Origin of the sequence: Bartonella sp. AU18XJBT, assembly GCF_028618595.1 — a bacterium.
Classification (GTDB): Bacteria; Pseudomonadota; Alphaproteobacteria; order Rhizobiales; family Rhizobiaceae; genus Bartonella.
In genome coordinates, this window is the sequence record NZ_JAQITE010000001.1 from 137412 (window position 1) to 152991 (window position 15580).

Annotated in this window: 10 protein-coding genes; 6 read left to right on the forward strand and 4 right to left on the reverse strand. The window is 37.3% G+C overall.

Features of this window, described 5'->3' with window-relative positions:
- Positions 1 to 928 precede the first annotated feature (928 nt).
- The 5 genes from dnaK to lepA all read left to right on the forward strand — a co-directional run bounded on the left by dnaK (position 929) and on the right by lepA (position 10921).
- On the forward strand, positions 929 to 2821 hold the full coding sequence (gene dnaK / locus PVV60_RS00535) for a molecular chaperone DnaK (protein WP_273722421.1): 1893 nt from the start codon (positions 929 to 931) through the stop codon (positions 2819 to 2821).
- A 157-nt stretch (positions 2822 to 2978) separates the two neighbouring features.
- Complete coding sequence (gene dnaJ, locus PVV60_RS00540) at positions 2979 to 4121, forward strand: molecular chaperone DnaJ (protein ID WP_273722422.1); 1143 nt, start codon at positions 2979 to 2981, stop codon at positions 4119 to 4121.
- 1683 nt (positions 4122 to 5804) lie between these two features.
- On the forward strand, positions 5805 to 6710 hold the full coding sequence (gene argB, locus PVV60_RS00545) for an acetylglutamate kinase (RefSeq protein WP_273722423.1): 906 nt from the start codon (positions 5805 to 5807) through the stop codon (positions 6708 to 6710).
- Positions 6711 to 6742: 32 nt separating this feature from the next.
- Positions 6743 to 7657: a DMT family transporter gene (locus PVV60_RS00550; protein WP_273722424.1), complete on the forward strand. Its 915-nt coding sequence runs from the start codon at positions 6743 to 6745 to the stop codon at positions 7655 to 7657.
- A 1458-nt stretch (positions 7658 to 9115) separates the two neighbouring features.
- Entirely contained in the window at positions 9116 to 10921 is a 1806-nt protein-coding gene (gene lepA, locus PVV60_RS00555) for a translation elongation factor 4 (protein ID WP_273722489.1), read from the forward strand.
- A 570-nt stretch (positions 10922 to 11491) separates the two neighbouring features.
- On the opposite strand, the gene dapD is transcribed toward lepA, so the two are convergent.
- On the reverse strand, positions 11492 to 12340 hold the full coding sequence (gene dapD, locus PVV60_RS00560) for a 2,3,4,5-tetrahydropyridine-2,6-dicarboxylate N-succinyltransferase (protein ID WP_273722425.1): 849 nt from the start codon (positions 12338 to 12340) through the stop codon (positions 11492 to 11494).
- A gap of 105 nt (positions 12341 to 12445) precedes the next feature.
- On the opposite strand from dapD, the gene PVV60_RS00565 reads away from it, so the two are divergent.
- The gene (locus PVV60_RS00565) at positions 12446 to 13309 is read left to right on the forward strand and encodes an LOG family protein (RefSeq protein WP_273722426.1); all 864 of its coding nucleotides are present in this window, start codon (positions 12446 to 12448) and stop codon (positions 13307 to 13309) included.
- A 32-nt stretch (positions 13310 to 13341) separates the two neighbouring features.
- Here PVV60_RS00565 and truA read toward each other — a convergent pair whose 3' ends face one another.
- The 3 genes from truA to def are packed head-to-tail and all read right to left on the reverse strand — an operon-like array spanning position 13342 to position 15552.
- A complete protein-coding gene (gene truA, locus PVV60_RS00570; RefSeq protein ID WP_273722427.1) occupies positions 13342 to 14085 on the reverse strand; it encodes a tRNA pseudouridine(38-40) synthase TruA in 744 nt (247 codons plus the stop codon).
- A 1-nt stretch (position 14086) separates the two neighbouring features.
- Positions 14087 to 15016, reverse strand: a complete 930-nt coding sequence (gene fmt / locus PVV60_RS00575) for a methionyl-tRNA formyltransferase (RefSeq protein WP_273722428.1) — start codon at positions 15014 to 15016, stop codon at positions 14087 to 14089.
- Positions 15016 to 15552: a peptide deformylase gene (gene def, locus PVV60_RS00580; RefSeq protein ID WP_273722429.1), complete on the reverse strand. Its 537-nt coding sequence runs from the start codon at positions 15550 to 15552 to the stop codon at positions 15016 to 15018. Before def ends, fmt begins: the two co-directional genes overlap by 1 nt.
- Positions 15553 to 15580 lie beyond the last annotated feature (28 nt).

The window sequence follows — 15580 nt, forward strand, 5'->3', positions numbered from 1 at the left end:
ATTTTTTTATTTTAGCAGAGCTTTTATTTAAAATAAAAGAAAGAAATGCTAGAATGAAATTGATTTGAATATGAGAATAAAAATCATAGAATTCCTAGATTTTAAAGGAAGACAGTAAGGTTTACAATGACAACACACCTATCAAGTTTCCCTATTCATCTCATAATAGTATTTGTAAATGGTATAAAACTATGATGCACTGCTATTTTACTTAATAAAGATATAATATAGAGCAATTATCAACCACTTTAACCAATTTTTAATATTATGACAGCTCTTGGCATTTTAAAGCGTTTATACAGAGGCATTTTTATATATTTTCAAGTTCAAAATTATACAGTTAAGAAAAAACGCTGTAGGTGAGTTTAAAGCACAGATTTCAAATAGCCGCAAACAATGAGACCGTTAGAAGGAGAATTTTTGAAAAGAGATTGATAGATAATACCTTTACTGATATGAGCATTAGATATGATGACTATTTTAGCCAAAGGAAAATTTGTAATATTTGTGATATAAATTATTTGCCTTTTAAAAAGCTTTTACGTGCGTATCTTTTATTAATGATGAGAAGATCAAGAACGAGAGTGCAGTCACTCTTTATATTTTTCAATTATAGAAAGATATATTTGTTGAGAATTGCAAGAAAAATATATTATGATCTCAAGTCTCTCATAAATATGGTATTTATGGGTCATTAGAGCGCCTATTTTAAAATAATTTTTTTATTTTGGAGATGTTTCTCTCATTATTCTCTTGTAGCAATAAAAGCCTGTTCTTATATACGAGGCAGCAAGGCTTGTTGCGACTTGCAGTTTATTATTATTTTATTGTTGCTTGAAGCAATATACGGGCTTTAGGTGTTATGAGGAGCTATCTTAAAAAGATGCTTTATGAAGGTTGAGGTAGCTTGCTGAATGGAGATTATAATATGGCAAAAGTAATTGGTATTGATTTAGGGACAACAAACTCTTGTGTGGCTGTCATGGATGGCAAAAACGCAAAAGTTATCGAAAACTCAGAAGGAGCACGAACAACACCTTCCGTTGTTGCCTTTACTGATGGGGGGGAGCGGCTTGTTGGGCAGCCTGCTAAACGGCAGGCAGTGACCAATCCTGAAGGGACAGTTTTTGCAGTTAAACGTTTGATAGGGCGCCGTTTTGATGACCCTATGGTTGAAAAAGACAAAGCACTTGTGCCTTATAAAATTGTTAAAGGTGACAATGGTGATGCATGGGTTGAAGAAGCGGGTAAGAAATATTCTCCATCGCAAATTTCAGCTATGATTTTGCAAAAGATGAAGGAAACAGCAGAATCTTATCTTGGTGAAAAAGTTGAACAAGCCGTTATTACGGTTCCTGCTTATTTTAATGATGCGCAACGTCAAGCGACTAAAGATGCGGGTAAAATTGCTGGACTTGAAGTTTTACGTATTATTAATGAGCCAACTGCTGCTGCTTTAGCTTATGGTTTGGACAAAAAAGACGGAAAAACAATAGCTGTTTACGATCTTGGTGGTGGTACATTCGATATTTCAGTACTTGAAATTGGAGATGGTGTTTTTGAAGTTAAATCAACCAATGGAGATACGTTTTTAGGGGGGGAAGACTTTGATATGCGTTTGGTTGGTTATTTTGCAGATGAATTCAAAAAAGAGCAAGGAATTGATCTGAAAAATGATAAACTCGCTTTACAGCGCTTAAAAGAAGCGGCAGAAAAAGCAAAAATTGAGCTTTCTTCGTCGCAACAAACAGAAATCAATTTACCATTTATCACGGCAGATCAATCAGGTCCCAAGCACTTAACAATGAAATTGACTCGGGCAAAATTTGAATCTCTGGTTGACGATTTAGTGCAGCGTACCATTGAGCCTTGTAAAGCTGCGTTGAAAGATGCTGGATTAAAAGCTGGTGAGATTGACGAAGTTGTTTTAGTGGGTGGTATGACACGTATGCCCAAGATTCAGCAAGTCGTGCAAAGCTTCTTTGGTAAGGATCCACACAAAGGCGTTAATCCTGATGAAGTTGTTGCAATGGGTGCTGCCATTCAAGGGGGTGTATTGCAAGGTGATGTCAAAGACGTGTTGCTTCTAGATGTAACACCTTTATCTTTGGGTATTGAGACCTTGGGTGGGGTTTTCACACGCCTCATTGAGCGCAATACCACTATCCCAACGAAAAAATCGCAAGTTTTTTCAACAGCTGATGATAATCAGAGTGCTGTAACTATTCGTGTTTTCCAAGGTGAACGGGAAATGGCGAGTGATAATAAGTTATTGGCTCAATTTGATCTTGTTGGTATTCCTCCAGCACCGCGTGGTATACCTCAAATTGAAGTTACTTTTGATATTGATGCGAATGGTATTGTTAATGTTTCGGCCAAGGACAAGGGAACAGGCAAAGAACATCAAATTCGTATTCAGGCATCAGGTGGTTTAAGTGATGCTGATATTGAAAAAATGGTACAGGATGCGGAAGAGCATGCAGCTGAGGATAAAAAACGCCGTGAAGGTGTTGAAGCCAGAAATCAAGCGGAAGCTCTTATTCATTCAACTGAGAAGTCACTCAATGAATATGGCGATAAAGTATCAGCTGAAGAAAAAGGACAGATTGAAACAGCAATATCTGATTTGAAATCTGCGCTTGAAGGCAGTGATACTGAAGAAGTAACAACAAAGATGCAAAAATTAGCTGAAGTTAGTATGAAGCTTGGACAGGCTATGTATGAAGCTTCACAAGCAGCGAGCGCTGACACTGAAACAGAAGCAAAGAATGATGATGTTGTTGATGCTGATTTTGAAGAAGTTAATGATAAGAAGAAATAGTGTCGGCATATGTGTTGATTAATTTATAAACCCGGCCTTTGAAATATAAGGCTGGGCTTTATTATTTGAGAGAGTTGCAACTTTGTTGCTAAAAATATAAATTAAAAGCAATATTATCCATAAAGATGGATGACAGAAAAATTATCAGGAATACATGATGAAGGTTGACTATTATGAAATTCTTGGCGTGACTCGCGACTGTGATGATAAAAAGTTGAAATCTGCTTTTCGTAAGTTGGCAATGCAATATCATCCTGATCGCAACGCGGGGGATAAAGAGGCAGAGCGAAAATTCAAAGAAATTGGCGAAGCCTACGAAGTCCTTAAAGATCCCCAAAAACGTGCTGCTTATGATCGATTTGGTCATGCGGCTTTTGAAAATAGCGGTAGTCAAGGAGGAGCAAATCCCTTTGGAGGTTTTGCTGCTGGTGGTGGATTTGCTGATATTTTTGAGGATTTTTTTGGCGAAATTATGGGAGGTGCGCACCGTAAGCGTAGTGATGGTCGCGAACGTGGTGCAGATCTGAGTTATAATATGGAAGTGACTTTAGAAGAGGTATTTTCAGGAAAAACTGCAGAAATTACTATTCCCAATTCTGTTACATGCGATGCTTGTGAGGGATCAGGAGCGAGAAAGGGCTCTAAGCCGCAAGTTTGTGGAACATGTCATGGATCTGGTCGTGTGCGTGCTGCACAAGGTTTCTTTTCTATTGAGCGAACATGTCCTTCATGTCATGGACGTGGTGAAACTATTACGGATCCATGTCCCAAATGTCAGGGGACACGACGCATAGAGAAAAAACGTTCATTGAGCGTGAATGTTCCAGCTGGTATTGAAGATGGAACGCGTATTCGCCTTTCTGGTGAGGGTGATGCTGGTATTCGTGGTGGCCCCAATGGGGATCTTTATATTTTCCTTTCCGTTAAACCGCATGAGTTTTTTCAGAGAGAAGGAGCAGATCTTCACTGTCGTGTTCCTATTTCAATGGTAACAGCTGCTTTAGGAGGAGAGTTTGAAGTTTCCGATCTTGATGGTGTTAAAGCGCGTGTTAAGATCCCAGAAGGAACGCAAAATGGACGTCAATTCCGCCTTAAAGGCAAGGGTATGCCCATGTTGCGTCGGCAGCAAGCAAGGGGTGACCTTTACATCCATGTCACGATTGAGACACCACAGAAATTAACGCAAGAGCAACGTGAACTATTGCAAAAATTTGAAAAACTTTCAAATCATGAGAATTCACCGCAATCACATGGCTTTTTTTCACGTATGAAAGAATTTTTTGAAAATATTTCTGGTTAAAATATATGAATGTTTTCAGAATAGATTAGAAAAAACTTTTGGAAAGTTATTTTAATTTAAGCTTTCTATAGTCTTATCATCTTTGAAAAGCATGTTTTTCTTGAAAAGAAAAGAGAGAAACGATTAATTTAGGGTAAGTGCCTGCCGCTGTTAGTTTTTTACATTTCACGAGTTTTATGGATAAGTCTTATTTTTGAGTGTCTATGATATTTTAAAAGGGCTTATCCATAAGACGGATGCAATTGAGTGACTGGTTTCCAGTGGCATGATAACTTCTTTTATGCATTCAGCATTTTTGTATTTATTGTTTTACTCAAAATCCCTATACTAAAACTGTAAAATAGGTAGTAGCTTACCAAGAAATGCTAAATAAGCTGTTAGACAATCCATCTTTTTCAAATAAAGCATCAACTTCTTATAAACGATTTTATTTTTGGCATTTTGGTAGTCTTAACTACTATCTCTCTTTAAAAAGGCAAATAAGGGGTATTTTATTCGGAATAGCTTTTACATGCCTCATACCAGCTTCATTTTCTTTTAGATTACGGATTTTGTTTTGTATTTCTGGTTCATAAAATACTTCTTCCAGATAATAAAAAACGCTATAACCAGATTTATTTTGTTACAAAGAAATTATGAAATGGGATAATGCATGTTGAATACTAAAGAAGACATAACAAAATATGTCTTGAGATGCTTGATGCATCTCTCTTTTGGAGAAACAGATTTCATGGAATTCACCTAGTTGAATTTATCGGCATGATAAAAATTTGGTGGGGAGAAAGGAGGAGTTACTTTCGAAAAGAAAAAATAAATACAACAAAAAAATGGCACGATATATTTAAAAAACAACACGATATATTGTTGAAATTGTTAGTAATATGGAAAGAGAAAATTATTTCATAAAATAACATTAAAAGAATTAAAAATTCTAAAAGACATTGAATAATCCAAGCATGTATTGCTATGCAGAAAGAAAAACTTAATGACAGATCATGAAAATGAGAAATTTTATAAAATCTTACGAAGAGAGTAATCTAAACAATTAAATGCTTTTACGAAGATGCTTCTGAAGAGCTATTCGCAATAAAGTCACAATATATGATAATTTTGCAAAGCATTTTTTCGATTTTATGATATAAAAAGATAAATTATTATTATAAATCAACTTATTATAATTCTCCATAAGGAGCGTTCAATTGACATTTTCTCATATTTAATGATTGAGAAAAAGTTAAATTTTTAAAACCAAAGTTATAATTTATTGAGATGAGCTATAAAGCGGTTGAGTGATTTCTTATCTTGGTGATATGTTAATTTTATTATTATAATAAACTTTGTTTTTATCTTACAAAATCAATAGTTGTATATATTCCTATTCATTGTTAAGTATCCATAGGCATAAACTAATGAGTTGAATGTACAGCATAGCTTCAAAAGTTGGCTTTTCAATTTTGTATATAAGATCGTAAAATAATGACGTTTTTTTACACCTATTTTGTTTAATTTTTCGCAGTCAATTTTTAAAGGAAGTTTTTGTATTTCATTTCGCTATTCTTTTTTCATAATTTAGAGGAAAATTGATGATTTTCAGAGGGTAGATAGAGTAAAGCTTTGTTTTATTGTTTTCACTTTTCCTAAATTCCATTAGAGATGGTAAAAAGTGATGAGGAGGCTCTATTAATGGATGATGCTAAAAACGGTGCTGTAGATGTTTTGGAAAAACAAGCAGCATTTTTATCGTCTGCTTTACCTTATATGCAAAAATATGAAAATGAAACGGTCGTGGTAAAATATGGCGGTCATGCTATGGGTGATCCTGCCTTGGGGCGAGCATTTGCGCGTGACATTGCTCTATTAAAGCAATCAGGGATTAACCCTGTTGTTGTTCATGGTGGAGGACCTCAAATTGCTGAAATTTTGATGAAAATGGGGATTGAATCACGATTTGAAAATGGTTTACGGGTAACCGACGAGCGGATCGTTGAAGTCGTTGAAATGGTTTTGGCTGGTTCCATAAATAAAGAAATTGTTGCTCTCATCAATGCTGAAGGTGAATGGGCAATAGGGTTATGCGGCAAGGATGGCAATATGGTTTTTGCCGAAAAGGCTTATAAAACTGTCATTGATCCTGATTCGCATATTGAACGTGTTTTAGATTTGGGATTTGTTGGTGAGCCTGTTGAAGTTGATCGCACATTGCTAGATCTTTTAGCATGTTCTGAAATGATACCAGTTCTTGCTCCTGTGGCTCCGGGACGCGATGGAAAAACCTATAATATTAATGCTGATATTTTTGCTGGGGCTATTGCTGGTGCATTAGAGGCTAAACGCCTTTTATTTCTCACTGATGTTCCTGGTGTTTTGGATAAACAGGGTCAACTTTTAAAAGAATTGACTGTTTCTGAAGCTGAAAAATTTATTAAAAATGGGACGATTTCAGGAGGCATGATTCCAAAAGTAGAGACTTGTATAAAAGCCCTTCAAAACGGTGTGGAAGGTGTTGTCATTTTAAATGGTAAAACTCCTCATTCTGTTTTACTAGAACTGTTTACCGAACAGGGAGTTGGAACGCTTATTGTTTCATAAATTGTAAGGAAAATTGGAAGAGAAAGTTTTTCATGACGAATATAAAACAGTTTAAATATCCTTTATTAAGTAAGCCAGAATTGGCAATATTTACCGCGACAATATTGTGGGGCATTACATTTTTAGTCATTCATATTGCGGTACGCTATAGCGGCCCTCTGTTTTTTGTTGGATTTCGTTTTATTGTTGCATCTCTTATATGTGGGGTAGTTTTTTGGCGCTCTATAAAAGGTATAACTGTTTATGAAGTTTTCGCTGGGATGGCGATTGGTTTAGCCATGTTTTTTGGTTATGCTTTTCAAGCAGCTGGACTTCAAACAATTATTAGTAGTCAGTCAGCTTTTATTACAGCGCTTTATGTGCCTATGGTTCCAATCTTGCAATGGATTGTTTTTAAAAAACCTCCCCGTTTTGCTTGTTGGGTTGGTATTGTTTTCGCTTTTATCGGGCTTGTACTTATTTCAGGACAAAAGCCGGGAAATTTTGATTTTTCAAAAGGCGAAATTTTGACTTTGTTAGGTGCTTTAGCGATTGCTGGAGAAGTCATACTTATTGGAATTTTTGCCAATAAGGTTGATAGTCGGCGTGTGACCATTATACAGTTATTTTTTAGTGGTTTTTTTTCATTTGCTTGTATGCCTTTGATGGGTGAAAGCATCCCTGAATTTTCGTGGGTGTGGTTTAATATTGGTATAGGGTTAGCATTAATGAGTGCCATCATTCAATTAGCTATGAATTGGGCACAAAAGTCCATTTCCCCTACGCGTGCGACACTCATTTACGCAGGTGAACCGGTATGGGCTGGTATTGTTGGGCGTTTGGCTGGAGAGCATTTATCTCCCTTAGCTTTATTGGGCGGTTTGCTTATTCTGATTGGGATCATTGTGGCTGAATTACAACCTTCACAATGGCGTAAAAAAAATAAAGCAATTAAAAAAATTGATTAGCTATGCACCCTTTCTAGTATGATTTTATTACATAGAATTTTTGCTTGTAGAGTTTTCATTTTTGAAGCTTTTTTTAATATGAAGATAAGGAGGCTTTATAAGCTATTCCAGCTTTTGTATAGCAAATTGGAGCAATAATATTTATCTGTTTGCTTAACTACTGAAACGGGAAAACAACCTTCATTGAACCAAAGCATGAGGTGATATAAAGGTAAAAATTAACGCCCCTCGTTACGATCATTTTTAAATTCGGCTTTACAACTTTCAAAAACACTCACGGTAATGTTTTTGCATAACGAAAATTATGTATTATTGCACATTATTCCTTTTGTTCTTCACGGGATCACGCTTTTCACGTAAAATAGAACGCCTAAAGCAGCCTCCTATAATGTTGTATATTAACGCGTTTTGTAAAAAGACAATTTTCTCAATATGCATCATATTCATTAACGGTCCGCGTGAAGTATATAAAAACCACAAAGCATCATCGTTTTACTTAAAACAAAAGGCACTAGCATTTTCTTTGTCCGTTCTCAATATTACGACAGCCTTTGGCATTTGAAAAAGAGAGAGGCATTTTTACTCATTTCTTAAACGTTTTTATCCATATACTAGCCCTGTTTTATAATGGGGAAGCAAAAAAATTGATTGATTCACTATGAGAAAATTTAAAATGAGAGGGGCTCGCGATATTCAGAGTTTTCATTTAAATTGCAAAACAATAAACGGTCATTATAAATCAATGCGTTATCCAATGAAAAGAATCGAAGAGGATTGGTGTTTTTTATCTTTAGTGGAGAGAGGAAGGAGTTATATAAACAGTACATAAAAACATCATTCAACAGAGCATATTTCTAAATTTTTAAAAATCGAGAAGAAGCTCCCTCGATATTCATGTTGTTTTATATAAGATTACTAAAAAAGCAGATTATTGCGTATAAATAAAAAAGCATTTCTTGCGAATTTTATTGCAAGTTTAAGTGATATACATGCCCATCATATAAATGTTATAACATATTGATTTATAATGGTAGTATAGCATTATTCACATTGAATTAGAATCCTGAATACTGTAAAATTTTCTCACTTCAAATCTTTTTCATGTTAAATCAATCCAAATCTACTTTCTTACACGTCACAAACGGGTAGGCCATGTGGGTAAAAACTGTAAAAGAAAGGCATATCTCTTATAAACTTTTTCAAGTATAAAGGATCGTCGCAACATTGGATATTGGCAAGGTGTGTGATGGTACTGGCTTATCCAGTATATGAGTCGTCAAATAAGGTGTGGAAAGATTATTTTAGCACCCTTGGATTCAATTTAGCAAATAAAAGCCTCATTTTTTAGATTATGAAAAGTTGTGTTTTGAGACGCTTTTTAAGTTTATATTCTTTTGATAGAAGCCAGAGCATAATTGGTCTTTGCGTTTTGTATTATTCTTTGCTAAATCGCCTTATATGACAATAGATCGTAATTATATTCGTAATTTTTCCATCGTGGCACATATTGATCACGGAAAATCCACTTTAGCTGATCGTTTGATTCAAATAACAGGTGGGCTTGATACACGTGAGATGAAAGAACAAGTACTCGATTCCATGGATATTGAGCGTGAACGTGGAATTACTATTAAAGCACAAACGGTACGTTTACACTATAAGGCAAAGAGTGGTGAAACCTATATTTTAAATCTCATGGATACACCTGGACATGTGGATTTTGCTTATGAGGTTTCGCGTTCATTGGCAGCTTGTGAAGGTTCTCTGTTGGTGGTGGATGCAAGCCAAGGTGTAGAGGCGCAGACGTTAGCAAATGTTTATCAAGCCATTGATAATTCCCATGAGTTGGTCGTTGTGCTCAATAAAGTTGATCTTCCAGCAGCAGAACCTGAGCGTGTTAAAGAACAAATTGAAGATGTGATAGGCATTGATACATCTCAAGCAGTAGAAATATCAGCAAAAACAGGCTTAGGTGTTCCGGATGTTTTGGAGGCAATTGTTACACAATTACCACCTCCACACACAGGCGATGTTGCAAATCCCTTGAAAGCTATGTTGGTTGATAGTTGGTATGATGCATATCTTGGTGTCATTGTTTTGGTACGGGTGATAGATGGTATTTTAAAAAAAGGCCAAACCATTCGTATGATGGGTACAGGAGCAAAATATCCAGTTGAGCGCGTTGGGGTGTTTACACCTAAAATGGTACAGGTTGATGAGTTAGGACCAGGCGAGATTGGTTTTATCACTGCCTCTATCAAAGAGGTAGCAGATACACGGGTTGGGGATACGATTACTGAAGAGCGTCGTCCTTGTGAAAATGCTTTGCCAGGTTTTAAGCCGGCGCAACCAGTTGTCTTTTGTGGTCTTTTTCCAATTGATGCTGCCGATTTTGATGATTTGCGTGCAGCCATGGGCAAATTACGCTTAAATGATGCGAGTTTTTCTTTTGAAATGGAAACATCTGCGGCTTTGGGTTTTGGTTTTCGCTGTGGATTTTTGGGACTTCTTCATCTTGAAATTATTCAAGAGCGATTAGAGCGTGAGTTTAATTTGGATTTAATCGCGACAGCACCTTCGGTTGTTTATCGCATGAATATGAATGATGGTTCTGTTAAAGAGTTGCATAATCCAGCGGATATGCCTGATGTGGTTAAAATTTCTTCCATTGAAGAACCATGGATTCGGGCGACAATCATGACTCCTGATAATTATCTTGGGTCAATTTTAGAACTATGCCAAGAGCGGCGGGGGGTACAGGTTGGTTTGTCCTATGTTGGAACCCGTGCTATGGTAACGTATGATTTACCACTGAATGAAGTTGTTTTTGATTTTTATGATCGGCTAAAATCGATCTCAAAGGGTTATGCTTCTTTTGATTATCAGATGACCGATTATGCGGAGGGGGATTTAGTTAAAATGTCTATTTTGGTAAATGGAGAGTCTATTGATGCATTGTCGATGCTTGTGCACCGCACGATTGCAGAAAAGCGCGGGCGTTCCATGTGTGAAAAACTGAAAGATCTTATTCCCCAGCATATGTTTCAGATTCCAGTTCAAGCGGCTATTGGTGGTAAAGTTATAGCGCGCGAAACAATTCGTGCTTTGCGTAAAGATGTAACAGCGAAATGTTACGGGGGCGATGTCACGCGTAAGCGCAAACTTTTGGAAAAACAAAAAGAAGGCAAAAAGCGGATGCGCCAATTTGGGAAAGTAGAAATTCCACAATCGGCATTTATTCAAGCGCTCAAAATGAATAAATAATGAAAAAAGGAGTATTTTCTCTCATTGATTGTGCTTTTGTCGATTGGTTCAGATGCTTAAAGAACACTTTTAAATAGAATTGCGCGGTGTTTCATATTTTTGTTTATTGCGTAATGGTGTCATGCTTCTCACGTAAAACAGAATGCTTTAAATGAAATACATTTATGGTGCATATTGGTGTGCTTTTTTTAGTGAATCATCATTCAATGCATCAAACCCCATTTCACAATGGGGGCTGTGAAAAATATAAAGTAACATATACTATGAATGATATAAAATCCATTTGGCATCACCGTCTTTACGCGTCATAAAGGTGTAAAGCGTATCCATCATACCCTTTTCCAGCTCAAAATATTATTACAATCCTTATCACTTAAGAGAAGTCATTAAAGATATTTTTACTCTTTTCTTAAAGTGCTTCTTACCCACACACCAATTGCGTTTGTAATGTGCAAGGGAATGATAGTGACTGATTCACTATGAAAGAATTTGAAGTGAGGGAATCCTTGTATTCGAGGTTATTATTCAAGTAAAAAAACGATGAAATATTATTATGAATTAATCTTCTGTTTAAGAACGTAAAAGATCATTAATGGATGTTTTTTCTCGTGTTTTTTGATCAACGCGTTTTACGATAACAGCACAATAAAGGCTCGGTCCTGCTTCACCATTTGGTAAAGGTTTTCCAGGGAGAGAACCTGGTACAACCACTGAATAGGCTGGTACTTCACCGATAAAAATTTCACCTGTTGTACGATCAATAATCTTTGTAGATTTTCCAATAAAGACTCCCATTCCCAAAACAGCACCTTCACGGATAATACAGCCTTCAACAATTTCAGAGCGAGCACCGATAAAGCAATGATCTTCAATGATCGTTGGATTTGCTTGCAGTGGCTCCAAAACACCTCCAATACCAACACCGCCAGAAAGATGGACATGTTTACCAATTTGTGCACAAGAACCAACAGTGGTCCATGTATCAACCATTGTGCCCTCATCGATAAAAGCACCAAGATTGACAAAGGATGGCATCAATATAACGTTGGGTGCAATGTAAGCAGAATGACGTACAATGGCTCCAGGAACGGAACGGAAATCAGCACTTTTAAAATCTTCCTCTTGCCAACCAGAGAATTTTGAAGGAACTTTATCCCACCAATGTGTTCCATTGATTCCACCAGTAATAATTTGCATAGGATTAAGCCGAAAAGAGAGCAAAACCGCTTTTTTCAACCATTGATGAACATGCCATTGTCCATTTTTTTGTTGCTCTGCAACACGGATTTCACCTTTATCAAGAAGGTTCAATGCATGTTCGACACTCTCACGGATTTCGCCTTTTGTGGTAGTATCGATAGAATCGCGATCGTCAAAGGCTTGTTCGATAATCATTTCAAGTTGTGTGAGATGGGTCATGACGAGAGTTCCGTTAAACAAGTTGAAGCTTCAAGATTTATCCTCTATGAACTACGCGAAGAAAAGTGTTCAGTCAATAAAACGATGAAGAAGTAGGACAGGTGCATGAAAAAAAACTGTAAAGAAAAAAGAAAAGCAGAGCAAGAAAACTGGACACCGCTTCTCCATACGAAGGATGCTCTACAGCAAATACATAAAATCTCTAATTCAGCCCAAATGCGTTCGTCTACTTATCGTTTAGCGTATATCGATCAAGATTTTATGATGCGTCCAGAGCTGCGCTCACAACGTATTGGTCTTGAATTTTTAAAGCCGGAAATAACCCTTAAAGAATATGATATTCAATCAACAGTTGTTTTATTTGGTGGTGCGCGTATTCCTGAACCTGGGCAAGCAGCGTGGGCTGCAAAAAATGAAATACAAAAGAAAAATTTGCGTGCTATGTCACATTATTACGATGAAGCAAGAGAGTTTGCGCGTTTGTGCTCACTTTATTCTGCTACGACAGAATATCGTGAATTTGTGGTTGTTACGGGGGGCGGACCAGGAATCATGGAGGCGGGAAATCGTGGTGCTTGTGATGTTGGTGCCCCAACGATTGGCTTGAATATTATTTTACCACATGAGCAAGAGCCTAATTCGTATGTGTCGCCGTATTTGTGTTTCAATTTTCATTATTTGGGGATGCGCAAAATGCACTTTTTAGTACGAGCGAAAGCATTAGTTGTTTTCCCTGGAGGATTTGGGACTCTGGATGAACTGTTTGAGACGTTAACTTTAGTACAGACGGGGCGTATGAAGCAGGTACCAATTTTATTGTTTGGCAAAGAATTTTGGAGCAATGCTATCAATTTTGAGTATCTGTCTGAACAAGGTACAATTTCTCCTACTGATGTTAATTATATGAAATTTGTCAATACAGCAGCAGAAGCTTTTGAAGAAATTCGTTCTTTTTATAAACTGCCTTAACGACTTTTAAGACGTTCATTCTTGAAGGATAATTAGTACTCTACTTTGGTTAAATAAAGTCCTGAAGGAGGAGCAACAACACCACAACGTTTACGATCTTTAGCATGAAGAGCTGCTTCGAGATCTTGAGCTGTCCAACGTCCAATACCCACTTCCATGAGGCTTCCTGCGAATGAACGGATTTGATGATGAAGAAAAGAACGAGCTTGCGCATAAAGGAAAATTTCTTCACCTTCTCTTTGAATATCGAGGCGTTCAAGGGTGCGAATAGGGCTTTTGGCTTGGCAATGTGCTGAACGGAAAGTGGTAAAATCATGTTTTCCTACAAGCTTTTGAGCAGCTTCATGCATGGCTTCAGCATTAAGAGGCTTTGGCAACCACCACACGCGTTTGGCATTTAAGGTTGGTGGAGAGCGACGATTAAGAATTTTAAAAAGATAATGGCGTTTGGTTGCAGAAAATCGTGCATCAAAGTCATCAGGGACATTTTGTACGTTTAAGACTGAAATCGCTTCTCCTTGTTTACGTAAAAGAGCATTGAGCGCATCACGTACAGTATGGGGATGCCAGTTTTTTATGAAATCAACATGCGCAACTTGTCCCGTAGCGTGTACGCCCGCATCGGTTCTTCCTGCTGTTGTTATGGTCAATTGTTGTCCACTAAAGGAAAAGATTGCCTGTTCAAGAGCTCCTTGTACAGTGTGAAGTTTTGCTTGACGCTGCCAACCAGCATAATTTGAACCATCATATTCAAGAGTGAGTTTAAAACGTGGCATCTTAAAAAACAGCAGAAATGTGAGCACCTCGCAAAAAGGTTGCGCTCTCAAGGACTTTACCGCCAGATCTTTGGAGAGAGGTTATTTCTATCCGCCCTTGTCCACAATGGACAATCAAAGAATCTGGTTCTATCCGTCCAATTTCAAGAGAAGGACCTGTTGTTAAGCGACTATCAAGAATTTTTACACGTTCTTCTCGTCCCCCAATATTCATGTTGCACCAGCAACCAGGAGAAGGAGAGAGCGCACGGATATGCCTATGAATAAACTCTGCAGGCTTTGTCCAATCAATGCGGGTTTCTTCCTTTTTGATTTTGGCAGCATAGGTGACGCCTTCCTCTGATTGTGGGGTCAGTTTCAGTTGTCCCTTTTCAAGAATTGATAAAGTTTCTACCATAAGTTCTGCGCCAATATGTGAAAGTTTGTTTAAAAGCTCAGCAGTGGTGGTGTTATTAGTAATGGGAATGGAACGAGAAAGAGCGATAGGTCCTGTATCAAGTCCTTCATCCATTTTCATGATCATGATACCTGTTTCTTTATCACCAGCCATAATTGCTCGTTGAATAGGCGCAGCACCACGCCAACGTGGTAAGAGTGAAGCGTGGGCATTAAAACAACCAAAACGCGGCGTTTCGAGAATAGCTTTGGGTAAAAGGAGCCCATAAGCTACCACAATAGCAGCATCAATAGAAAGTGCTGCAAATTGCTTCTGTTGTTCGATTGTTTTGAGTGTTTGAGGCGTGAAGACAGGAATAGATTTTTCTTTTGCTACGTTGTGAACAGCTGAGGGGATTAATTTAAGTCCTCGACGCCCAGCTGGGCGAGGGGGTTGACTATAAACAGCAACAACATCATGACCTGCATCCAATAAAGCATGTAAAATAGGAACAGAAAAATCTGGTGTCCCCATAAAACTTAATCGTAAAGCCATTATAAAACTGCTTCCTGCATGTTTTTTTCTTTTGCGCGTTTTTTAAATTTTCGTATCACCATATCGCGTTTGATCTTTGAAATGTAATCAATAAAAAGGCGCCCATCTAAATGATCAATTTCATGCTGCAAGCAAGTTGCCAAGAGATCGTCTGCTTCAATTTCTGTTTGTTTTCCTTCACGGTTTTGGTAGCGAACACGAAGGCGTTTAGGACGCTCAACCTCTGCAAAATAATCAGGAATAGAAAGACAACCTTCTTTGTAAATATTACGCTCATCTGAAAGCCATAAAATTTCAGGGTTGATAATAACAAATGGCTTTTTCTGCTCATCTTCAGAATTTCTAGAGACATCTATAACCAACATACGTAGCGGTATACCAATTTGAATAGCAGCAAGACCAACGCCTTTAGCATTATACATGGTTTCCAACATATCATCCGTAAGTTTTTGGAGAGCTGAATCGACCTGCTCAACAGGTTTGGATACTTCCCGTAAAATCGGATCAGGTAAAGTAACTAAAGATCTCACTAGCATAAGTAGAGATTAATCAATGGTTTGTTAT

Coding starts and splice junctions, on each gene's coding strand:
- def (WP_273722429.1), bottom strand. CDS start 15,552: ATGCTAGTGAGATCTTTAGTTACTTTACCTGATCCGATTTTACGGGAA.
- dnaK (WP_273722421.1), top strand. CDS start 929: ATGGCAAAAGTAATTGGTATTGATTTAGGGACAACAAACTCTTGTGTG.
- fmt (WP_273722428.1), bottom strand. CDS start 15,016: ATGGCTTTACGATTAAGTTTTATGGGGACACCAGATTTTTCTGTTCCT.
- lepA (WP_273722489.1), top strand. CDS start 9,116: ATGACAATAGATCGTAATTATATTCGTAATTTTTCCATCGTGGCACAT.
- dapD (WP_273722425.1), bottom strand. CDS start 12,340: ATGACCCATCTCACACAACTTGAAATGATTATCGAACAAGCCTTTGAC.
- truA (WP_273722427.1), bottom strand. CDS start 14,085: ATGCCACGTTTTAAACTCACTCTTGAATATGATGGTTCAAATTATGCT.
- dnaJ (WP_273722422.1), top strand. CDS start 2,979: ATGAAGGTTGACTATTATGAAATTCTTGGCGTGACTCGCGACTGTGAT.
- PVV60_RS00550 (WP_273722424.1), top strand. CDS start 6,743: ATGACGAATATAAAACAGTTTAAATATCCTTTATTAAGTAAGCCAGAA.
- PVV60_RS00565 (WP_273722426.1), top strand. CDS start 12,446: ATGAAAAAAAACTGTAAAGAAAAAAGAAAAGCAGAGCAAGAAAACTGG.
- argB (WP_273722423.1), top strand. CDS start 5,805: ATGGATGATGCTAAAAACGGTGCTGTAGATGTTTTGGAAAAACAAGCA.